The 22,393-nt window shown below is 65.3% G+C and carries 18 protein-coding genes; 7 read left to right on the top strand and 11 right to left on the bottom strand.

Features of this window, described 5'->3' with window-relative positions; all coding sequences use genetic code 11:
• Positions 1–48 precede the first annotated feature (48 nt).
• The 6 genes from KA712_17195 to KA712_17170 all read right to left on the bottom strand — a co-directional run bounded on the left by KA712_17195 (position 49) and on the right by KA712_17170 (position 7,377).
• Complete coding sequence (locus KA712_17195) at positions 49–2,286, bottom strand: DUF3160 domain-containing protein (protein MCG5054700.1); 2,238 nt, start codon at positions 2,284–2,286, stop codon at positions 49–51.
• A 152-nt stretch (positions 2,287–2,438) separates the two neighbouring features.
• Positions 2,439–3,086 carry a class I SAM-dependent methyltransferase gene (locus KA712_17190; protein ID MCG5054699.1) on the bottom strand — a complete coding sequence of 216 codons (648 nt, stop codon included), beginning with the start codon at positions 3,084–3,086 and terminating at the stop codon, positions 2,439–2,441.
• A 307-nt stretch (positions 3,087–3,393) separates the two neighbouring features.
• Complete coding sequence (locus KA712_17185; GenBank protein MCG5054698.1) at positions 3,394–4,656, bottom strand: hypothetical protein; 1,263 nt, start codon at positions 4,654–4,656, stop codon at positions 3,394–3,396.
• 288 nt (positions 4,657–4,944) lie between these two features.
• Positions 4,945–5,616 carry a DUF1826 domain-containing protein gene (locus KA712_17180; GenBank protein MCG5054697.1) on the bottom strand — a complete coding sequence of 224 codons (672 nt, stop codon included), beginning with the start codon at positions 5,614–5,616 and terminating at the stop codon, positions 4,945–4,947.
• A complete protein-coding gene (gene zigA / locus KA712_17175; GenBank protein MCG5054696.1) occupies positions 5,591–6,874 on the bottom strand; it encodes a zinc metallochaperone GTPase ZigA in 1,284 nt (427 codons plus the stop codon). Before zigA ends, KA712_17180 begins: the two co-directional genes overlap by 26 nt.
• Before the next feature lie 56 nt (positions 6,875–6,930).
• On the bottom strand, positions 6,931–7,377 hold the full coding sequence (locus KA712_17170; protein ID MCG5054695.1) for an energy transducer TonB: 447 nt from the start codon (positions 7,375–7,377) through the stop codon (positions 6,931–6,933).
• A 586-nt stretch (positions 7,378–7,963) separates the two neighbouring features.
• Here KA712_17170 and KA712_17165 point away from each other — a divergent pair.
• The 5 genes from KA712_17165 (at position 7,964) to KA712_17145 (ending at position 14,438) form a co-directional block, all read left to right on the top strand.
• Complete coding sequence (locus KA712_17165) at positions 7,964–10,027, top strand: TonB-dependent receptor (protein ID MCG5054694.1); 2,064 nt, start codon at positions 7,964–7,966, stop codon at positions 10,025–10,027.
• Between the two features lie 74 nt (positions 10,028–10,101).
• Positions 10,102–11,574, top strand: a complete 1,473-nt coding sequence (locus tag KA712_17160) for a hypothetical protein (GenBank protein ID MCG5054693.1) — start codon at positions 10,102–10,104, stop codon at positions 11,572–11,574.
• Positions 11,575–11,633: 59 nt separating this feature from the next.
• The gene (locus tag KA712_17155) at positions 11,634–12,806 is read left to right on the top strand and encodes a lysine N(6)-hydroxylase/L-ornithine N(5)-oxygenase family protein (GenBank protein MCG5054692.1); all 1,173 of its coding nucleotides are present in this window, start codon (positions 11,634–11,636) and stop codon (positions 12,804–12,806) included.
• Positions 12,803–14,128, top strand: coding sequence for a dihydroorotase (locus KA712_17150; GenBank protein ID MCG5054691.1), 1,326 nt, complete (start codon positions 12,803–12,805; stop codon positions 14,126–14,128). Before KA712_17155 ends, KA712_17150 begins: the two co-directional genes overlap by 4 nt.
• Before the next feature lie 157 nt (positions 14,129–14,285).
• Complete coding sequence (locus KA712_17145; GenBank protein ID MCG5054690.1) at positions 14,286–14,438, top strand: hypothetical protein; 153 nt, start codon at positions 14,286–14,288, stop codon at positions 14,436–14,438.
• A 136-nt stretch (positions 14,439–14,574) separates the two neighbouring features.
• On the opposite strand, the gene KA712_17140 is transcribed toward KA712_17145, so the two are convergent.
• From KA712_17140 to KA712_17125, 4 genes are all read right to left on the bottom strand, one after another.
• On the bottom strand, positions 14,575–14,946 hold the full coding sequence (locus KA712_17140) for a hypothetical protein (protein ID MCG5054689.1): 372 nt from the start codon (positions 14,944–14,946) through the stop codon (positions 14,575–14,577).
• Between the two features lie 122 nt (positions 14,947–15,068).
• Positions 15,069–16,301, bottom strand: coding sequence for a radical SAM protein (locus tag KA712_17135; protein MCG5054688.1), 1,233 nt, complete (start codon positions 16,299–16,301; stop codon positions 15,069–15,071).
• Positions 16,302–16,610: 309 nt separating this feature from the next.
• Entirely contained in the window at positions 16,611–16,763 is a 153-nt protein-coding gene (locus KA712_17130; GenBank protein MCG5054687.1) for a hypothetical protein, read from the bottom strand.
• A gap of 22 nt (positions 16,764–16,785) precedes the next feature.
• The gene (locus KA712_17125; protein ID MCG5054686.1) at positions 16,786–17,898 is read right to left on the bottom strand and encodes a hypothetical protein; all 1,113 of its coding nucleotides are present in this window, start codon (positions 17,896–17,898) and stop codon (positions 16,786–16,788) included.
• 74 nt (positions 17,899–17,972) lie between these two features.
• On the opposite strand from KA712_17125, the gene KA712_17120 reads away from it, so the two are divergent.
• Both KA712_17120 and KA712_17115 read left to right on the top strand, forming a co-directional pair.
• Positions 17,973–19,373 (top strand): S8/S53 family peptidase, encoded by a 1,401-nt coding sequence (locus tag KA712_17120; GenBank protein MCG5054685.1) that lies wholly within the window; start codon positions 17,973–17,975, stop codon positions 19,371–19,373.
• Complete coding sequence (locus KA712_17115; protein ID MCG5054684.1) at positions 19,352–19,606, top strand: hypothetical protein; 255 nt, start codon at positions 19,352–19,354, stop codon at positions 19,604–19,606. Before KA712_17120 ends, KA712_17115 begins: the two co-directional genes overlap by 22 nt.
• A 217-nt stretch (positions 19,607–19,823) precedes the next feature.
• Here the strand turns inward: KA712_17115 and KA712_17110 are convergent, their stop codons facing one another.
• Positions 19,824–22,271 (bottom strand): hypothetical protein, encoded by a 2,448-nt coding sequence (locus KA712_17110; protein MCG5054683.1) that lies wholly within the window; start codon positions 22,269–22,271, stop codon positions 19,824–19,826.
• Positions 22,272–22,393 lie beyond the last annotated feature (122 nt).

Raw genomic sequence — 22,393 nt, 5'->3', positions numbered from 1 at the left:
GACGGTGGGCGCGCCGGTCCTCCTCCGCGGGGGCGGCGCGCCTTTGCCCTACTTTGCCACCAGGTCGTCCATCCAGGGGACCTCGGCGGGCGGGGGCGTCTTGGCGAGCTCCTGTTTCCACGCTTCGTCGTCAAGGCGCACCCATTGCTCTGTGATCCGCTCGAAGTAGCTCGACACGAGGCCTGCGTACGCGCGGGGCCCCTGGCAGGTCTCGACCGAGGTCACCATGAGGCGCGCCATGCCTGTGCCCACGTGCAGAATACGCCCCACTTCATTGCCCCCCTCGTCCGTGGGCTGCGTATGCACATCGGCGATGGTGGGCTTGTACTCGAGCGGATCGCCGAAGAAAAGCTCCTTGTACCACCCCTTCTCCACGAAGCCGCCCCCACAGACATTCTGAATCTGAACCGCTTCGTTGATGAACTGCATGTGCGTGTCAGTGAAGGGCACGCCGTCTCGCTGAAACTCAGCCATCTCCTGCAGCATGCCCATGATTTGCTGGAGGCGGGCAAAGTAGGTCCCGGCGGCCGCAAGCGTGGGCGCCCCCGTCGTGTCGAGCGCCGCCACCACCGCTTGCCCCTTCGCCGCGTAGCTCGCCACGGCCGCGTAGAAGGCCGGGTAAGGGTCCACGAAGGCATCGGGAAACTCACAAGCGATGCCCCCCGTGTACGACTGCTTCGCGTAGAGGATCGTGTCGTGGCGCAGTTCGGCCCACGACGCGAGCTGCGTGTTCAGCAGGCGCCGGCCCCACGCCTCTGTTTTGGCCACCGAGGGCAGCTTGTCGAAGGTGGTTGCGTCCGGTGACAGCGCCCGCAGGGCAAAAAGCCAGGCGTTGTAGAGGTTTTCGTTCCAGTACCCGCTGCCGTGCGCGTCTGCCAGCTCACGCATGGCCGCCAGGTCCGGCGCGTACCCGTAGCTTTCCAGGGTGGGCTTCAGCAAGGCTGCCGCCTGGTTGTTCCCCAGGGCCGCAAAGGCGGCGTCCAGAGGGTCGGGCATCATGCGCGTAACCTTGCCCTGCTGAACGCGGTCGTACACCACGTTGCTGAACACGTGCGAGTCGAGAACGTACCTTTGGCCCAACAACAGGAAGGTGCGCGACAGCGGCAGCGTGCCTTGGCCGAGGCCGTTCACCATGTAGTGGCTCGAGATGCGTTGCCGCCCAAAGTCGCCCGTGACCACCGCGCTCACGATGGCCTGATCCGTTAGAGCGCTGACGGCCCCTGGTGTGGTCGTACCTAACGCCGTCAACAAGGCGTCGAACTGGGAAACGGTCATGTTGTCCGATTCACCCACGAACGCGCCGATGGTCCGATCGATGCGCGAAAAGCGGGTCCGGGCTTCCGGCGTCAGCAGGGCCAGCAGGCCGTACGCAGCCATGAACTGGGGACGTCGGAACACCTGCGAGCCATCGGCCTGGGTCTCGATGATGCGAAAGTCGATGCGGCCAAGCCACATCATGGCCTGGAAGTAGCGGGTCAGTGAAGGGGTGTCGGTGTAGTGCCCGCGGGGCTTGAACTGAGAGAAGTCGATGAGACGCTGGGCCCCGAAGAGCGCAAGGCTCTCCGCGCCGGCCGCCGCGCGGGCTTTTCCGACCAGCTTGGCGATCTCCGCAGCCTTTGCACCCGCCACGGGGGCCGCGGTGCCGGTCTCCTCGAGCAGGCTTGCCGCCAAAGCCAAATAGAGATCCGCGTCGGCCGCGGCGGCTCCGCCCAGGTCCGCGAGAGCCCCCGAGCCCAGCTGACTGCGCATCCCCGCGAGCAGCGCTTGCATATCGGGAACGAGGGCGTCCGTTTCGATGGCCTTGAGCAAATCGTCGTACGAGCGGTGGACCGCGTACATGATCGAATCGGCGCTGACGAACACTGGCAGATCTTCTCCATAGATCGCGGCGTAGCCGTAGGCGAAGCTTGGAAAGTGGTAGCGGTCCGTGATGACGAAGCCCTTGGTCTTCAGGGCCTGCGTTTCAGCCGCGTTGAGCTTCAGGGCCGAGGCCTGGATGAGGTCGAAGTTCGTGGCTGCCGCGGGGTCGTACGAAAGCGGCGCCCAGGCCGGCACGGGATAGCGGGCCGCGAAGGCGGCGGGGGTCAGGGACTTGACCTCCGAGAGCGCCTGGTTCACGGCTTGTCGCTCGGCCGTCTCCGCCGCCGACGAAGCAGGTGCGACGGGAGACCCTGGCCCGAGCGGGGTGGTTCCCCCGGGGGGTGGGCTGGAGGAGCCCCCGCAACCCGAGAGAGAAAGAGCGGTGGCCACCGCCGTCGTACCAAGCCATGTGTACGCGATACGCATCATGCGCGTCAGCCGTTGCAAAGGACGCGCCGTCCTGCGGGGCATGGCAAACCAAGAGTTGGCAGGCTCTCAGCTCTCAAAATTCTGAGATCATGCGACCCTGGCGACGTGAATTCTCCTGGTCCGTCCCCGCCGGCCGTGGGGCACCTGGGTCAGGGCACTGGTGCTTTTCGGTCCGTTGCCTTCTTGAACACCAGAAGGTAGTTCTCCTGCAGAAAGTCGGCGGAGCGCGCGAACGAAAGGCCTGCGGCCTCGAACTCGGCCTTGACCACCTCTTCTCCCGCCCGCACGTGCTCGAGCGTCCAGGCCGAGCTCTTGCCGGGCTCTCTGCGAAAGTCCACCACGACCACCTCACCGCCCGGGCGCAACGCCCGCGCGATGCCTGCCAACATCTCCCCGGGATGCTCGAAGTGGTGATAGGTGTCGCAGATGAACACGCGATCCACGGAGCCCTCGGGCAGCTCCGGCGAGCGGGACGCGCCCTGGATCACCACCACGTTGCGCGGGCTCCGGCTCTTGGCGTGCTGGCGCAAGCGCCGCACGAAAACCGGGGACACGTCCACGGCATAAACCCGGCCCTTCGGGCCCACCGCATCGGCGAACAAAAACGTGAACAGCCCCGTACCGGCGCCCACGTCTGCCACGACCTGCCCGGGTCCCACGCCACTGGCCTTCACGATCGACGCCCGTTGCGCGAAGACCTCTCGGGACTCGCCCTCGAAGCGCTTCACCCACTCCTCTGCGTTCAAGCCGGGGTCGAGGAACTTTTCGTTGACCTTGGGATCCGCGGCTCCCGGCATTGGCGCGGGCGCTGCCGGTCCGGGTGCGGGCTCCGCATCCGGCGGTGACACCGACTCGGCGGGGGGCGCGTCGCCGGCTGGCCGTTCGGGCGCAGGCGCCAGCGGGGTTCGACATGCCCCTGCGGCGAGCCCACAAAACAAACAAAGGGTCCGAGACCAACGAGCCGCGTTCATGCCCTGACGAGCGTAGCAGCCGCGGGCGGCTCTACCCGCCTTGGCCCTCTGCGCGTAAGCTCCCGTCACGCAAGCCACGCCGCGTGCTCCGTCGCCGAGCGGCTCCGGAGCACGACGTGTGGCACCGCGCGGCTCAGTCGAAGACGCCTTGAGGGGCGGCGCTCGCGATGTTGGATGTGACGAGCAGGCGGCGCAGGCCGGCGCCGTCCTCGCGGTACGCGAACTCGATGCTGTGGCTACCCGCCGTCAAGGGCAGCAGCACGGGCTGCCCCCCCGTGTCCGAGTTGTTGATGTCGTCCCAGTTGTAGGGTTCCTGCGGACGGATGTTGTTCCACTTGAACCAGGTTCCATCGTCGATGCGCACCCAGAACGAATCATCGGCGGCGGAAGGCGCCACCACGATGGCCCAGAATTTGTAGGTTGCCGCCGTCGACACGGTGAAGTCGTAGCGGGCCCGTCCCGTGGCCGGCGGCGCGTCGATGCTGTTGTTGCCGGGTTCTACGAGCAGGGTCTCCGTGCTGTCGTCGAAGTAGAGAGGGGCAGAGATCTCGCCGTTGTCCACATTGATGACTTGATACGCGGGCTCTCCCGCTTGCCAACACGTCTCGTTCGAGGTGCCGCCGGCCACGCCGTTGCGCAACGAAACCACGCGATAGCAATACACCTGGTACGCCGGGGCAAAGTCAACGAACGTGAAGTCCGTCGCCGTTCCTACCACCGAGAAGGGACCACCCGAGCCCGCGCGGCGTTCCACGCGATACGAAGTGGCTCCGCGCGCGAGGGTCCAGAAGAGCTGGTTTGCATCCCACCGGCCGTCGATCACGCCCAGCGCCTGCGGGCCTTCGGCCGGGGAGACGGCCGCCGTGGGCGAGAAGGCGGCGTCGTCGGTGAACACCAACAGGTCGAGCTTCGTGTTGGCCTCACGCGACGAAACCTCGAACACGTGCGTTCCCTGGCTCAGCGCAAACGCGACGGCGGGCTTTTGGCCGTTGATGTTGTCGTGCACGAAATCCCAGTGCCATTCGGCCCCGAGGCTGATGTCCATCCAGCGCACCCACGCGACCCCGTCCATGCGCACCCAGAGCGAGTTCGCGGCGTTGGTCGGCGCCTGCACGCGGCCCCACACCTTGTAGCTGCCCGCCGCGTTGACCGTGAACTCGTAAGCCGCCGAAAACGGCAATGGCGCCGCGATCGCGTTCGTCTGCGCTTCGATGAACTGATTGCCCGATGCGGTCGCATCGCTCCGCGGCTGGAACGTGCCGAGGTCTCCCCCCGGGTTGTATGCGGGGCTCTCCACTTCCTTCCACACCGTGTCGGCGGCTGCGGTGCCCGCTGCTGCCGTCAGTGTGAGGGCTGCCCCCAAGACTGCATATGCCGTGCTCGAAACCTTGAACATGTTCTCGTCCTCTCCGTGTTCGTTGTCGATGAACCCCGCCGCCGCAGACTGCTCGAGAACCGCTTTGCTTGCGGCAACGTCCCGTTAACTCCGTAAGGGAGCCGCAAGGTTGAACGATCGACAGTGGCCGTCAAGGGGTGCAGCGCCACACTCACGCGACGACGTTGCGACTCGAAGACTTCTCGCGAAATCGATGCGACAAACGCCCAAAGCACCGTCATGGGGACATGCTCATCGAGAGCCACGACTGGCTCGCAGGTTTGGCTTCGAGCAGGGGGGGGCGCCCCGCTACGGGGCCAGCGGATCCAGGGTCATGACCAGGCGGCCTTGTCCTGGCTCGACACGAGGCGAACGATGGACGGCGCCAAGGGCCGGCCGATCGGGCCACAGCTCCCCCTTGAGCAACACGATGTCGCCGCACGTCGCCGCACGCACCGCGCCTCCCTCGCGCACCACGCCTGCGCCTTCAGCGTCAGGGCTCCGCACGTGACAGGCCAACCGCGTCCTTTCCACGTCCCGCTCGGTCAGGTACTCGGTTGCGGGTCCCGCGTAGGTGCAGACCAAACGCACGGTCACCCTATCCGTGTGAAAACGCGGGCACATCGCCTGATCGAGCCGTGCCAAGCGCACCCCCATCTCGCGCGCCCCCGTGAGTTCACTCAGCACCTCTACCCAGAACTGAATGTCTTCGCGAAGCGCTCGCGTTTCGTCCAAGAGGGGATGGAGTCCCTTGAGACCCGAGCCATCCGCGTTCGTCGTAGCCACAATTTTCAAGCGGGGCTCTGCCGCGAGCTTCGCAGCATCAGCCTGCAGTGAAGCAAGCAGGGGCCGTCGCAGCACGACAATGCGACAGCCTTCGTCGAAGATCTTCACCAACGCCGCCGTCTCGTCGACTGTCACGACGTCGGCGGTTTCCTGTTTCGTTGTCTCGGGGCTAAACGCGTGGGAGGACAGGTTCACGGAGGTCTCCTTGAGTGCGGGTTTCCCGTGCGGGGCTCATGGGGGGCCCATCGCCATCCGAGGGCGACTCACCCCAGGGGATAAATGGATCGGAGAGCTGGCCCCAGGCCTCGGGCCCCGCAGTCAACTCGGAGTCCGTGAGCAAGCAGGCGTCGAAGCGCTGCCGCAGTTCGACTTCGTCCATGCCCATGCCGATGAGCACGAGTTCCTGCCTCCGATCGCCAAAAGGCACGCTCCAGCTTTCGCGAATACGCCGCAGTGTTGCCGCATCCTCGGGCCAGGTGCTGCGAGGCATGGAGGCCCACCAAAATCCGGCGCGACCGGTTTGGCAGGCGGCCCCAGCCTGTGACCAGGATCCCACCTCCCCCATGCGGGTGGCGAGCCAAAAGAATCCCTTCGAACGCAGCACGCCAGGCCATTCGTCACCGAAGTGAGCGTGAAGCCGCTCCGGGTGGAAGGGCCTTCGGGCGCGGTAGACGAAGCTGCTGATGCCATAGGCCATCGACTCGGGGGTATGGATCCCCGCCAGTTCTTTCGCCCACCCCGCTGCTCCCGCCGCCTTCGTCTCATCGAAAAGGGCCGTATCGAGGAGACTCTCGAGCGGCACATTGCCGTGAAGGGCGCTCACGATCCGTGCCTCGGGATTGAGGTGGGCAAGGATCCCCGCAAGGCGCTCCCGGTCTCGAGGGGGCACGAGATCTGTCTTCGAGATGACGATCACGTTCGCAAACTCCACCTGTTCGACGAGCAGGTTGACCAAAACGCGGCCATCGTCCGGTCCCGCGGCCAATCCGCGAGCCCGCAGGTCATCACCCGACGCATACTCGCGCAGGAAGTTGACACCATCGACCACGGTCACCATCGTGTCGAGCCGGGCAACGTCCGACAGGCTGAATCCCTCTTCGTCTCGAAAAGAAAACGTCGCAGCCACGGGCATCGGCTCGGAGATACCCGTTGATTCGATGAGCAGGTAATCGAAGCGCCCCTCCCGTGCCAGCTGGGTCACTTCCGCCAACAGATCTTCCCGCAGGGTGCAACAGATACATCCGTTCGAAAGCTCGACCAGCTTCTCCTGCGTGCGATCGAGCTTCGCACTGCCCAGGGCCACCAAATCCGCGTCGATGTTGACCTCGCTCATGTCGTTGACGATCACCGCCACCTTTCGTCCCTGGCGGTTCGACAAGACACGATTCAACAGGGTGGTTTTTCCTGCGCCCAGGAACCCACTGAGCACCGTGACGGGGAGCTTGCGCGACATCAGCGCCATTCTTTACACGCGCCCCATATCATTTGCAACTACTATGCATAAGCACCCTACCGACCCACGAAGACAAAACGCAAACGGGTGCACACGGGGGCCGGCCCGCGTGGGCTCATGTAGGGGCGGTAGAGCCACGTGCGAACGGTCGACAGCACGGCCTCGTTGGCATCACGCGCAAGCCCCTCGACGAGACTCACGTGAACCGGGCGCCCTGTCTCGTCCAAGCACATCCGCACCACCAGCGACACCGCCACACCAGGACGGCGGTGGTGTGCAGGAAGGCTGGGGGGCGTGCATCGCACGCACTGCTTTGCAAGTACGGATGCGGGAACCACGTCGGGAGGTGGCGCGAGCGGCGGCCCGGACGGCTCCGCTCCCCCCCCACACTCGAGGCCACCTGGTGCCTCCTCGCTGCCTACCCCCTGGGGCTCCCCCGGAGGCGAGGAGGGCTCTGTTTCGGATGCGGAGGCCACCGCATCGGTCGGAACCAGCGTTTCCATGGCCCGGGGAAGCACGGTGGGACGTGAACGGGTTCTCGGGATGCGGCGGCCCTGGCGCACCGGAGGGGACTGCCCCTGTGCAATCGCATGTGGACGAGGAAGGAAGAGAGAAACCCTCACGCGGGGCTTCTCATCACCGTCGCGTGGGCCGCGGGGAAGCGTCACGAGCCACAACCCACCGCCATGCAGAGCCATCACCACCCACCAGATGAGAAGCCGCCGCCACCGCGGCGTCCAGGCTTCAGACCGAGCCCGGAGGACGTTGGCAAAGACGGGCGCACGCGCAAGAGGTGCCATGGGTGCGAAAGAAGAAAAACGCACCGGGTTCGGGCCCTTGCACCCCGCCGCGGACTTTTCACGAGCCTCGGCTGACCCACCCCTCCCGCCCGGCGCTCGTGAACCCTAGTCGACAGCCCCCAAAAGCGCAATCAATTAAAGCATGCACTCACTGTGTTTTTGCATCGCTATTGCAATTTATATTGACGACAGGGGCCACTTCGATGCAGATCGGGGCGCCATGCGAAAAACAACGTTGTCTCTGTCCACCATACTCCTCGTTTCGTCTACCCATGTATGGGCGCAAAGCATGCCTCTCGACGAATCCGAGACGATGATCATCGAGGAAGAGGTGCCGCCGACCACGGCCACCCGAATGCCCATTCCCAAGCGCGAGGTTGCTGCAACGATCAACGACGTCAGCGCTCAAACGGTGCAGGAGCGGGGGCAGACCACATTTGTGGACGCATTGTCGAACGTGGCGGGGGTGAATCCCTCGTTGCGTTACGGGGGATTCGATCACCTCACGATCCGGGGCTTCGGTGGTACAGATTTTCTCATTCTGCAGGATGGCTTCCGGGACGAGCGCCATCCTGTGGTGGGAGGGGAAGCACCCATCGGGGCCATGGCAGGGTTGGACCGTATCGAGGTTCTCAAGGGCCCCGCATCCGTTCTCTACGGCGTCAGTGCGCTTGGCGGGGTCATCAACATCATCCGCAAGCAGCCCTCTGCTTTGGCGAGCTATCAGGCCGGCATCGGCATGGGAAACTACGATCAGCGGCTGGCCTGGCTCGGCGCCACGGGACCCGTTGCTACGCAGCTGGGGTCGAAACTACTGTACCGGCTGGATCTGCAAACCAGCTCCAGCGAAGACTTCCGCGGGCTCGAGCAACGGCACGCAGGCGCCACGGCTGCTCTTGATTTTCAGCCTGCAGATGCACACCGCTTCACGGCGCGCCTCGTGTTTCTCAAGAGCTTCTTCAACACCGACGCCGGCGTTCCCGTGTCCGGGGGAGGGCTCTCCCGCGGGGTGAACGTAAGCAATCGCTACAACAGCCCCTTCGACGCCCTGAACTACGAGGATCTGCGTGCCCAACTTTCCTATTCGTATCGGGTCAGCCCCACGTTCAGCTTTCATGAGCGCTTCTCGATCTCATCAGTGCGCGAGCCCTACTTCAGCACGGAGACGCTTTCCGTGGCCGCCGAGAACCCAGGGCAAGTCGTGCGCGAGACCTTCGGGTTCAACCATCACATGCGCCCCATGATGGGCAATCAGCTCGAGCTGCGGTGGCAAGGCCAGGCCTTGGTCGAGCACACCCTGGTGGGAGGCTACGACTTCAACTTCTTTCGCAATCGATCCGCTTCGGGGTTCGGCCAGCTGACCCCAGTGGACTTGCTGACAGCGAGGGAGACCCAGGGGGCACCCGATTTCGCCTACCTGCGCGAGGGTTTGGATCGGCGGGTGATGCACGGAGTGTTCCTTTCGGACCAGGCCCGCCTGCACGATCACTGGCGGCTGGCCCTGGGAGCCCGGCTGGATGCCTTTTCGCGATACGCACGGAGGGACACACTGGACCCCGCGACGGGCGAACGCATGCTGCGGGGCGAGCCGCGGGAGGACGACCTTTTTGCACCTTCGTACAGGGTGGGGCTGGTGTATCTGCCTTCGGAGTGGCTCTCAGCCTACGGCTCGTTCAACACGAGCGTCAAGGCTGCCTTGCCGTCCACGTTGCCCACAACCCCGGGCAACGTAAAGCCCGAAGTGGGTCGTCAGGCAGAGCTGGGGCTGCGTGTCGAGCCCTGGCGAGGTCTTCTCAGCTTGAATCTGGCCGTTTTCCAGATCAGCAAGAGCAACCTCGTGGTGGTGCGTCCGCCCACTGTCGCGACGGGCGAGCCCACATTCGATCAAGCCGGTCATGCGCGCTCGCGCGGGGCCGAGCTGGATCTCGCTTTCCACATGGGCAGGTTCAAGGTATTGGGCGGGTATGCGTACACAGACGCGCGCTTCGTCCGCTATGAATCCGAGGGGACGAACTACGCGGATAAACGCTTGCCCGACGTTCCGAAGCATACGGCCACCTTCTGGGGCACGTACCGAACCCGTCTCGGATTCGGGGCGGGCCTGGGCGGCCGGCTGGGCGGCGACGCCTACACGAGCCGCGACAACGACGTGCGTATGCCCCGTTTCTTCATCGCAGACGCAACGTTGTTCTACGAACGCGGCCCCGCGCGGGTTCAACTCAATGTACGCAACCTCTTTGATCAGAACATCCTCACGAGCAGCGGTCGGTACTTCGTGGCCACCATCTACGATCGGCAGATTACCCCCGGGCCCCCTCGCGTCGTGTCCCTGCAGCTCCAGCTCCACTTCTAATGACGTCCAGTCTCGGTCGCTTCGGCGCACGCAGTCTGAGGCGCGCACACCGCACAACGGGCAGCGCCTTCTGCGTGCTGTTCCTGCTCTGGTTTGCATCCGGCATCGTGATGACCTTCCGCGGTTATCCCGAGGTCAGCAGGGCCGAGCAGCTCGCCCGCAGTTCGCTCCTCTCGCTTTCGAGGGACCTTCCGCCCTTGGCCGACTTGCCTTTAGGGACCGCCTCGGCGAGGGGACCGGCGCGCCTGGTAGGCATCGAAGGGCGCTTCGCCTGGGTGGTCGAGGGAGCGCATGGGTCTCGCTTGCACGACGCGCGTTCAGGTCTGCGCATGGACCCACTCGATCCCCTGGCTCCCTGGGCTGCCGAGCAGGCGAACGCTTGGCGCGAGGAACCAGCCCGCCTCGAAGCCCAAAGCGTTCTCGAAACACCCGATCAGTGGACGCTTGCCCCCCGCTTACGCCCACATTTCCCCCTGGTCCGTCTCACCTTCAACGACGGCTTGCGCACCCACGTCTACGTGTCCACACGTTCGGGGGAGGTGGTTCAGCGCACGACGTGGCCCTCACGCACCTGGGCGTGGGCTGGCGCCATTCCCCACTGGATCTACCCTGCGTGTCTGGTTCGCCTCCGCGGACTCTGGCGGCACGTCGTGATGTGGTTGGCGGGTGCGGGCATGATCGTTTGTGTCTCGGGGTTGTTGCAGGGCATTTGGCTCTGGCGCCCGTGGAACCCGTATCTGGGTCGCGGTGGACGCGCCTCATCCCTTCCCTATCGCAAGACCCTCTTTCGTTGGCACCATCTTCTGGGCCTGGCATTCGGAATGCTCTCCTTCACGTTCGTGACCAGCGGCTTGCTCTCGTTGCATCCGTTTTCGTGGAGTCAAGAGCCGCGCCCGGAGGCCCTCGTTCGCCTTCTTGAGGAGGCCGAGCACATCCCCTGGGCGCGAGCCACCCTTCCGCCCGAGCGCGCTTTGACGGCGTGTCGACGAGAGCTGACCGTAGCGGGCCTGAGGCTCGTGGGAGTGGGAGGCCAACCCTACTTTCTATGTGAGTCAAGCTCGGGCGACAGCCTCGTCGTCTCTGCCGTGGAGGGCGACACACGCACTGCGCGACGTCATTTCGCGATCGACGAGGTGCTGCAGAGCCGAGTCCTCCGCGCCGGACGGGTGAGCCTGCTCGCAGCGCCCGACGCCTATCATCGCACTCGCCACGACGAGCCGCACCTCGCCTTGCCTGTCGCGCGGGTGACGTTCACCGATCCTGCCGACACTTGGTCATACTTTGATTTACGGACGGGACAGCACGTCAGCAGCTGGGGCCGGCGCAAGCGTCTCGAGCGCTGGCTCTACAACGGGCTCCACAGCTTCGACCTTCCTGCGCTCTACACCCGTCGTGCGCTGTGGCAGGCGGTCATCGTGGGTGCCTGCGTGGGAGGGGGTGCGCTGGCTGCCACGGGGACATGGCTCGCGGTGCGGCGCGGACACCGGGGCTTCCGCCGCGCGCGACGGCGGGCGCCACGGGCCGGTCGTGCACGATGCGAATCGTGAATGCGGATCTCTAAAGTCGCATCTTGATTGCATATGCATCCGGCAATATATATGTACCCATGATCGACTGGATCGTCGTCGGCGGCGGCCCCCACGGCGTTCACATTGCCACGCGCCTGCGTTCTCAGCTGGGGATCCCGGCCTCTCAGCTGCGCATCGTGGACCCGGAACCCCGTCTGCTTCGAAGGTGGACGACGAACACGGAGAGGACGGGCATGCGTCACCTGCGTTCGCCCGCCGTACATCACCTCGACATCTCGCCTTTCTCGCTGCGCAACCACGTGGGCCGTCGCCGCCGCGCAGAGCTCTTGTTGGGTCCCTACGAACGCCCCACCTTGCAGCTCTTCAACCGCCACTGCGAGGCCGTGATCGCCGGAGCGCACCTGGCCAGTTGCCACGTCGTGGCCCGGGCGCAGGCCATCGACCTTCGCGCCGACGAGGTGGAAGTGCACACCACCGTTGGTTCCCTGCGGGCGCGCAAGGCCGTGTTGGCCCTCTCTGCCTGCGAGCAGCCCGCCTGGCCCGCATGGGCGCTACAGCTCGCGAAGCAGGCTCCTAGCCGGGTCGTTCACGTCTTCGGCGACCCGTATCCCCTACCCGGCCCCGGGGCTGCGCTTCGGGTCACGGTGGTGGGCGGGGGTATCACGGCCGCACAAACCGCGATGCGCCTCGCACGAGAGGGCCACACACCCGTTACGCTCATCTCGCGCCACGACCTCCGTGAGCATCAGTTCGACAGCGACCCGGGCTGGATCGGCCCCAAGTTCATGTCTCGCTTCAGCAAAGAGCCTGATCTCGCCGAGCGGCGTCGATTGATCAGGGAGGCGCGGCACAGGGGCTCGATGCCCACCGACGTTCTCAAGGCCCTACGCACTGGAATGAAGGAGGGCCGAATCCTGTGGCGACGTGGAGAGGTGCAAGCGGCGCACCTCGAGGGACCCACGGGCCTCGTGCTCAAGGCCGACACATTCAGTCACACCACCGACCACGTCATCCTGGCCACGGGGTTTCGCCCCGAACGCCCCGGCAGCGCCCTCGTCGAGCAGCTCGTGAAAACGGCGAACCTTCCTTGTGCGCCCTGCGGGTATCCCGTGGTCGACCCACAGCTGCGCTGGCACAGCCGGCTTCACGTCACGGGCGCGCTCGCGGAACTGGAGCTTGGACCCACCGCCCGCAACCTCGTGGGCGCCCGTGCCGCGGGAGAACGCATCGTGCGTGCAGAGGCGGCATGAGCGAAGCCGTGGACCTTCTCATCCGCGGGGGGACTTGTGTCTCCCCTTCCGGTCGCAGCAAAGCCGACGTCGCCGCTCAAGCGGGCCGCATCAGTGCCGTGGGCGCGCTGGGTTCCGTGAAAGCCCGGCAGGTCGTCGACGCTCGCAACCTTTACGTGCTTCCCGGGGTCATCGACTCGCAGGTGCACTTTCGAGAACCGGGACTTTCACACAAGGAAGATCTCACCACCGGCACCGCGGCGGCGGCTCTCGGCGGTGTGACGACGGTGTTCGAGATGCCGAACACCCAGCCCGCCACACTCGACGCCCACGCCTTCACGGACAAGGTCGCGCGCAGCTGCGGGCGGGTTCATGTCAACATCGGCTTCTTCATCGGTGCGGCCTCCGAGAACGCTCACACCCTGGGTGCCCTCGAGACGCTGCCAGGGTGTGTGGGGGTCAAGGTGTTCATGGGAAGCTCGACGGGAAGCCTTTTGGTGCCCGATGACCAAACACTGCAGGACGTGCTGCGATCGGGCCGACGCCGCGTGGCCGTACACGCAGAGGATGAACCCAGATTGCGCGAGCGGGCGCACCTGGTGCGGCAAAGCAACGCTCACGTGTCCATGCACCCGCTGTGGCGCGATGAAGAATCGGCTCTGCGGGCCACCCAGCGGGCCTTGACCGTGGCCCGCAGGGCCGCGCGGCCTCTGCACATCCTTCACGTGACCACGGCCGAAGAGATTTCGCTCCTGCAAGCGCACCGCGACCTCGCGACCGTCGAGGTCACGCCCCAACACCTGACGCTGAGCGCACCGGAATGCTACGAGCGACTTGGCACCTTGGCGCAAATGAACCCTCCCCTTCGCGAGGATCGCCATCGGCAGGCGCTCTGGCACGCAGTGACGTCTGGCCTGGTCGACGCCATTGGCTCCGATCACGCCCCACACACCTGGCAAGAGAAACAACGTCCCTACCCCGACAGCCCTTCGGGCATGCCGGGGGTTCAGACCCTGCTTGCTCTCATGCTCGACCACGTGGCGGCGGGACGGCTCTCGCTCGAACGCCTGGTGGAGCTCGTGTGCGCGGGTCCCGCCCGTCTTTACGGGGCCACGACGAAGGGGGTCCTGGCGCCTGGTCACGATGCGGATCTCACCCTCGTCGATCTGGGCGCCCGCAGGCGCATCGAAAACGCACAGATGGCGTCTCGCTGCGGCTTCACACCTTTTGACGGCATGACAGTCACGGGCTGGCCGGTGGCGACGATCGTATCGGGCCGCCTGGTGATGCAAGACGGTGAGCTTCTTGGCGCCCCTTCTGGACGGATCGTGTCGTTTCGCTGAAGGTCCGGCTCACCGCCCGATGAGAGGTGACCCTCCGTGACCCCGGGCGGCTCCGTCGCCTCTTCGCCAAAAATACTTTCGTAATTTCGAGATGATACGTCACACCGTCGCCCATGATAGACAATCACGGCATTGTCGACCATAGTCGTCAATCCCCATGCAGGTGAGCTGGGGTGGCCCCACCGAGCGCCATCTACGCGCCCTCGAGCGCTTCTACGAACGTCATCCCCACGCGCGCAACGAGATCTTCGTGGACGCGGCGAGCGCCGCGCATTTCGCTTCCACCGTGGAAGGCCTTCTCACGGCCTGAGGCGACCCTGGCGACAAAGCGCGCGTCTTTGCTGACGCGCCCTCGGCCGCTTTCGTGCGCAGGTGCAGTTTTTCTGGACGTGCGCAGCGCACATCCCAGGGCCGCGTCGCGAATCGGCGCGGCCACGCCGTGCGCACTACGGAGCGTTCGGGGGTGCCCCGTAAAGAGGCAGGAGCACGTTTCCGCCCGTCCCCGGGTTCCCCCCCGTGCCGCCCGCACTGCCCCCCGTGCCCCCGGTACTGCCCCCCGTGGTTCCCACACCGCCACCGGCGCCACCCACACTGCCACCGGCACCGCCCGTCGCCTGGCCTCCAGCGCCCCCGGTGCCTCCCCCCTGCCCGCCGCTGCGGCTTCCCCCCGCACCCCCCGTGGCACCCGCCATACCACCTGTGTTCCCGGCGTCGACAACGTCGCTGCCGCCGTCTTGTGAAGACTCCTCATCATCGTCGCAGCTGGCCGAGCCCATCGCCAGCGTGGCCCCCAGCGCCACCAGGGCGGCACGGCTCATGCGCCTCGTGGGCGCGGGGCTGCGAGGGGCGCCGACCGTCGCTATCTGGCCGCAAAAAGGACAGTGCGCTTCGGTGTTGCGCATGTGACGTTGGCAGGAAGAGCAAGCGATGAGGACGTGGTTCATGGGTCAAGGGTCTCCACAATGATTTCGAAGCGGCCGTGGTCGAAGGGCTGACCGGGGGCAGACTCTATCTGAACGAGGCGCTCTCGCTGGCCCAACTTCTGGTGCTCGAGCGCGCGGTGATGGCACAGGGGGTTGTTCCCGGGACGTCCGAGGAGGCTCGTGCTGGTCCAGGTGCAACCTGCACGGCAATCGTCGGCGTAATAGCAGGTCCGGCAAAAGCCCCAGAGGTCGTCCACGGTCCGATCCCGGATGTAGCGCAAGCGCGCCGAGCGTTCCCAGATGTCGCGCAGGCTGTGGTCGCGAATGTTGCCCCCGGTCCAGGGCTCGGAATGCAGCGACGGGCAGCCCTTGATGGCGCCATTGGCTTCGATGCCCAAGGTGCCACAGCCCGCCCCACAAGAAGCGGCGTGCCCCTTGGGGTAGGCCCCGCGGAGCACCGTCTCGTAAGGTCCGAAGTATCCGATGTTGTTGCCGGGGAAAAGGCGAACACCGGCTTCGTCGCAGCGCCGCTTGCAGGCGGCGAGCACGGGAAACAGCGCGAGCAGCTCGTAGGGTTGAAGGAGGAGGTCCGGATCGTCAGCGCCTCGCCCCATCGCCACCGTGAGCTGAAGTTGCCAGGCCTTTGCACCTGCGGCGATCACGCTTTCCAGGATCTGGGGAAGCTCGGGCAGGGACAAGCGGTTGATTTGGGTGTTCACGGACGCCGCCATGCCCGCCTCGCGCACCCGGGCAAGCGCGGCGATCGCCGCACGGTGAGAACCGCTCACGCCCCGCAAGCGATCATGGGTGGCTTCCAGGCCATCAATCGACACACTCACCGATTGCAGCCCGGCCTTGGCGGCCGCTTGCGCGCGCGCTTCGTCGAAGCTACGGCCGCCGGTGGTCATGCCACACGTCATGCCCGCGGCCCTGACGGCGCTCACGATCTCGAGCCAGTCGGGCCGGAGGTACGCTTCACCGCCAATGAGCGTCACCTCCATCACGCCCAGCGCCGCCATCTGCGCCACGAGGTCCAGGCAGCCCTGGGTGTCGAGCTCATCGGGGCGCTCGTGGCCCGCGCGCGACCCGCAATGCCGGCAGGCCAGATCACAGCGAAGCGTGATCTCCCAGACCGCGTAGATGGGCCTCGTCTCGCGATCGAGCGCCCGCGCTTCGGCCAGCAACGGCAAATGCCGGGCTCCGGGTGAAGCGTGGGGCGCGATGGGCAAACGGCGCGGGGGCGTCATCATGGTGAACACTGGGGCTTGCGGATCACCGGGGTGTCGGGGAGCGCAGGCGCACACGGTAGCAACTTTCGCGCCGCACCGAGCGGTGGCGCTAACCCCTCGATGTGACGAGGGTGTCCTGCGTTCTCAGCCCCTAAACTCCTCAGAAAACCGAGACTCCGGCCTCAGATTTACGACACGGCCGTTTCGTGTGGTCTGCTTCCAGGCGTCGAATCCGTTGCGACGCCATGTTGGCGGACCTGGCGTCTCGCACGTGACGACGTCCAGTCCGCCCCTGCGGGACCCTGCGGCAGCGCAACGGCAACCAACCGTTCAATGGTTCTCGAGCCACAGGACGGTGGGGCTCTCCTCGAGCTTTGCGGCCCAGGTGGGGCGAAACGCACGCGGCACGCCCGAGAGGGAGCGCGCGTGCCCCAGCACGACGTCGTGGTCGCCGTCACCGTCGAGGTCAAAAGCCAACGGCAACGTGGAAGGTATGTCTTCAGACTCAGGGCAGCGGCACAAAGACGGTCTCGTTGTGGATGGGGTCGAGCTGGAGAGGCGCCAGGTAAAGGCCCTGCGGCGAAAGCACACCTTTCGATGCGCTTCGGCCCACCTCCGGGTCGCAGGCGATGCGGCGTGAACGCCCCGCCGCGTCGACCGTGAATACGGTGGTATGCTCGGCGCCGTCCGCCAGACGCTCGATTCCGGTCAACACCCACCCGCCCTTTCCGTCGTCGAAGGCCGCGGTGGTGAAAAGTTCTCTGGGCAAGTCGGTGCCCCATCGCACCGGTGGTCCGGGCGTGCCCACGGGTGCAACAGCGAGGAAACTGGTCCTTTCCGAGTCCCGCACCTGGAAGAGCACCTGGCCCGAAGACGACATCGCCAAGGGACCGAACGAGTTGCCGGAGGCACGCAACATGAACACGGGCTCGCCGCCCGTGAGGGGAAGAGAGAACGTGGTACCTGACCCGGAAGCCCCGTCGAAGAAAAGCCAATCGGTCCACAATGCCACTCGTCCGAAGTAGTCGGTGGAGACGCCGTCCGGCCCGAAGCCCGGGAACCGCACGGCCGCCAATCGCTGTTCAGCGCCGGTGGCGCGATCGAATCGGGAGATCAGGTAAGCGTCTTCCGTAGGGACGCCGGCATAGATTGCCTCTGCCGTCAGGAGAGTCTGAAAGGGATATGCCGATGCCGTCACACCCGCGAACGCAAACGTCGTTTCCAGTGTCCAGTCCTGCGCGTCGACCGATTTCGTCCAAAGCTGGCGGGTGCCATCATCGAGCCCACGGAAGGTCGCCAGCTTTTGGCCATCGTTCGTGAAAGGGTAACCGTCGATCGCAGGAACGGACGTGATCGTACGATCGCTGGCGATCGTCACGAGCGTGGTTCCAAAGGGAAAGACGGTGTTCGGCCGGAAGTAATGGAGATGATCGGAGAGCCATGCCATCTCGTAGATCGAAGCGACCCCACTTTGGGGCAAGACCTGGACGGACTGCCACCCGCCCGCGCACACCGCGGGCTCGACGGCGACCTTCTTGCCGTAGGGGCCATCATCGGACCCACCGCCACACGTGACGGAGGCCAGAGCCAGCAGCAGGGCGCAGAGATACTTTTGCATAACGACACTACCGCCTTAGCACAGAAGCGCTATCTTGCGAAGCAAGGATGCGCAACGCCCGAACGCTGATGCGGATGCTCCCATGGCTCGCTCTTTGGGCGGGATGTGGCGACGATGAAAACGTGGCCGGCAGCCCCGGCGCCCTCACGGTGCTGGTGGTGGACCAGGGCATCGACCCGCAACTGCCGGCGTTTCAAGGGAAGACGGTTGCCGGCTACACCCTCTCCTGCGTCGAGCAGGCAGAGGCCTCCGGCTTCCCAGATCCCTTTGCCGGTCAGGCCAACCCAGATGCGTCCGCCTCGAGTCCAGACGCCGGCGCCAGCGATGGCGGCGCTTCCGTCGATGGTGGCGGGGGTGAAGGACGCGAGGATCTCAAGGCGGCCATCCTGAAGGCCCTCATGGTACCGGACGAGAGCTGCCGTTTGTCCCCGGGACTCGACGCGATCGGGTCGCCCCTGGCGGACCAGGAAGCGCAACGGAGCGCATGGAACAGGAAGGTGCGGACCGACGTGGACATCACGGAGGATCCCCTCCTCGCGATCGCCGACGAGCGGCTGGCCGATGGCGCTTTTCACGGCACCAGCACGGCAGGCATCATCGCGCACGACAATGCATCGGTGAGGTTGGTGCTCGTGAATCGTCGGTTCGCCGACATCGGCGAAATTGCCTCTTCGCTGGGGTGCCCGGAGCAATCAGAGATTGACCTGGCGACGGCGCTCCTCACCGATCCCGAGATTCGTCGTGCCGCCACCATCCAACCCCGGGGCCAGAGCGAGCGCGCTTTGGTACAGGCCATGATCGACCACCGGGTCGATCTCGTGAACCAAAGTTTTGGTCCTCTGTCGCGTTATGGGTTCGAGCAGCTCCTGACCGCGGTGGGTTGCAAAAAAGCGCTCGAGCTTCGCCCGTATTTTGCGGCCCTGAGCGACCTGACCGCTGATGCGGACGCCTACCTGCCAACGCCCCGGGCGCTGGTGATCCGGGCGGCCGGCAACGAGGGTGCCTACCTCATGGACTCCGGCGATGGCTTCGACTGTCGCGGTGCCCGTCCTCTGTTCTCGCTGGTGGGAAGCTACGGGCCCACGGGCCAAAAAAGCGACTTCACCAACTTTGGACCCTGCGTGGATGTTTTCGCCCCCGGGGAGGCGGTTGCCGCTCCGGTTCCCGGAGATTGGTGGATGCCACAATTCGGAACCAGCTTCGCGGCCCCGCTGGTCGTGCGTTTGCTCTCGAAGATCATGCCGCACGAACCGTTCGATGGCGCCGAAGCGCTTCGCCGTTTACACGCCCTTCGCCGGCCCAACAACAGCATCCCAAGACCCGAGTTCCCCGAAGAGTTGCTCTACTTGCCGGGGCGGCCGTCGCCGCTTGCCCTCAAAACGAGCGCTGACCCGCCTGCTCGCGCACCCGCCGTATCTCAAGAGCAGCTGCATCGGATCGTGCGACCTCTTCGTTGGGCGCGGCAACGGCGGTGACGGCGCTGGGGGGCTCGGACCGCGGAACGGCGTCAGCGAACGCCTACGCGCCTCGCGCTCGAGACGTTTCCGGTCTCGTCATCGATCTGGACGACCAGGACGTGTCCTATCGCCGCCTGGGAGACCACCCAGACCGTTCTTTGGTCCACCACGCAGGGAGTGGCTGTCTCAAGAAGATCACGCTCGGCCTCTGGGACAGCCGCCCGTGCGATGGCTATGGCTTCAAGAATTGACAGCCTTGTCGAGACGGTCTGCCGACCGAACCACCTCTCGAGCAGCCCACGCAACATGGTCGAAAACTGACTCAGACGAGAGCCTTCGTCAACGTAGCCATGACCACTTGAATCACGGTGTCGTGCCGAAGCGTTTGCGACATCGTGAACATTCAGGTGAAGCGCACGAGCACGCTCACGCACCTTGGGGCGACCGTCAGATGTGTCTTTGGGCCTTCTAGGGGCTGTCGGGAACGGGTGCTTCCTCGAGCATGACGAAGTACATGCTACCGGCACTCACGCCGGCATTGCCGCCCAGCACGACCTGACCCGCTGGATACGTGCGGCGGTAGAGGTTGAGGGTTCCTGCACTCCCGCCACTGATGGCACGCCCCATGGCCTCGAAGGTGTCGAGCCAGATTGGCGGCGAGAGGCGCGCGTCCATCGCGATGATGACCGAAGCCCGCTTGTTGACGACGAACGACAGGTGGGCGTTGCTGGTCGAGAGCTTGTCGCTGTTGGCAGTCCTCAGGAGCGTCGCACCCACCAGCGGATCATCCGCGCTGATGCCGAGTCCAAACGCCCGATCGATGTACATGGCTTGATTGGGCGCGACCCCGCCAGCTATCGCTTGATAGCTCTTGCCCGTCACGACCCTCACCATGGATACCTCGAGTGGTTTCGATTCGACGGTGGGGCTCGAGGCCGGGCCTGTTCCGGTCGGCGCGTACGAGGGAGCGTTCGAAAGCAGCAGGCGGTCGACGGCGTAGCCGGATTCACGTCGGCGAATCGTTACGTAGTGCTCACCAGCCGTGAGCGGCACGGCAACCGGATGCTTGTGCCAGGTGAAGGTCGGGCTGCGGTAGCCGTTGTCGAATTCGTTGCCCGCGCGCACCCCATCGATTTCGACCCACATCGAGTTGGAGCCGCCGCCCTGACTTTGGCGACGGGCCCACAGGAAGTAGTCACCCGGGCTCGATATCGCGACTTTGTAGGTCAGAGACTCCGCCGACGCAGTGCCAAGCCCTGTGACGGCAGGATCTGTCGTCATGTAGCCCGGGCCCGAAAATCCTGCGAGGGTGGTGTCAAGCTTCCAGGCAGCTCCGTTTGTACCCTTCGTCGCCGTGGCGGCTTCCGATTCTGCCTCGAAAACCACGAGACCGTTCGTTTCTTGGAACACGTCTCCCCGTGCGATCGGAGGGGGAAGTTGTGTCGTCCACGTCGTGCCTTCGCCAAAGAACCCGGCCGCAGGCACCCATGCGCGCTGCTCCGCCAGAGGGGGGGAAGACGATGTCGGCGCCATTCCCCAGTGCATGGCGAGCCGGTCGTAAAAGGTCATTTCCACGTCTGTCATGAAGCGGTCGGCGGTCTCGGCCACGAACCCGACACCGAAGTGGCGTTGCGCCTGGGCGGGACCCGGTATGCGCGGCCCATGCGCGGCGATGATGTCATCGATCGTCACGGTCGCGGCGATGTCCTCTTGCCGAATCAGCGCTTCGCTCACCGGGAGCGCGCTGCTTGACACCCTCATCGGCGGCACCGATTCTGGACCAATCCAGCCGGCCAGGTACTTGTCCAAAGGCGAAGCCTCGTAGGCGCCGTTGCGTCCCACCGTGGAGTCGCGGGTAAACGTCCCATCGCCGTTGTCGAGCCAGCGGAAGCCGCCCACGAGAGAACCCACGCTGCTGCGAGGCACATAGTGGCCTCCTGACTCTATCAGTGGACCGGACACGTATGCGGCCCACTGATGCAAGATTTCGTGCAGGGAGTTTTGCGCAGTGACCCCGCGGCTCCAGGCGTCCAGGTGACTGAGTCCCTTGAGCCGTCCGGCGCTGCCATACGCCGCGGCAGAGTTGAACCGCCAAAGGCCGGTGCCATCAAAGTCGACGCCGACCCGTATGAAAAGGCCGGCGGTGAAGTTCGAGCCCGAGAGCTGTGGCAAGAGCTCTACCCTGTACGTCGAAACGAGTTGAAAATAGTCGAAGACGTCGGGGAAGTGCTCGTAGATGGCCTCGGTGACGAGCTCCACCTGCCCGCCGAATTGCCGCAAGGAGGATTGAATCTCGCTTCCGGCCGCCGTCTTTACGTTGATGAAGTGGGGCGAGGTCTGCAGCTGCGTGCCAAGCTGCACCGGGCGTACCAACTCGACGTCGCTCCCGAGAAGTCCAACTTGAACATCCAAGAGCGATTCACTCGTAGAGCCATCCGCATAGCGAACCGTCAGCGGACCGACTTCGGCAAAATTCATCCCCATCGGGCTGTGCGGGTTCCCGTACAAGGAGGCTTGGTTCATTGCTCCCCCGTACGCGAGCGGTCCCAGCGTGAAGACACGATCTCCCGCAACGCGATCGGCCCCCGTGCCGTCGTCCACGAATCGGCCGTCGCCCACGCCCGAGAGCGCGAAGTCCTGGGACCGGAGCTCGAAACCGATCACGGAGGGCCCGCCGGAGGCTTCGATGCGGAACGTATCTTGGCCGAGCGGCCTCACGACGCCCGGGATGGGAGCCACAAAAAAGGCGCCATCACCCAGGCTGGTCAGCGCGCCCGTGTGGAGCTCAAGGCCCCCGGAGCGCCGGCCTTGCTGAGTGGCGTTGATGTTGTCGATCGCGCCGTGGGTATGGGGATCATCGAGAACGCCCCCCGTCGCTCCGTTGCAAGCGGCCGTGGCGGCCATCGCGGCTGCCATCAGTAGGTACGCCGCGGGTTTCGCCGCAGTCCGTATCACTTTGCCATGGGGCTGTCTCCTCGTCGCCAACTCGCTCACTTCCCTTGCATTCGTCATGGGCACGCAGTCTCTCTGCTCACTGA

Source organism: Myxococcales bacterium (assembly GCA_022184915.1).
Taxonomy (GTDB): Bacteria; Myxococcota_A; Polyangia; order Fen-1088; family Fen-1088; genus JAGTJU01.
The sequence above is the reverse complement of the archived record's forward strand: the minus strand, read 5'-3'. Positions and strand labels throughout refer to the sequence as shown.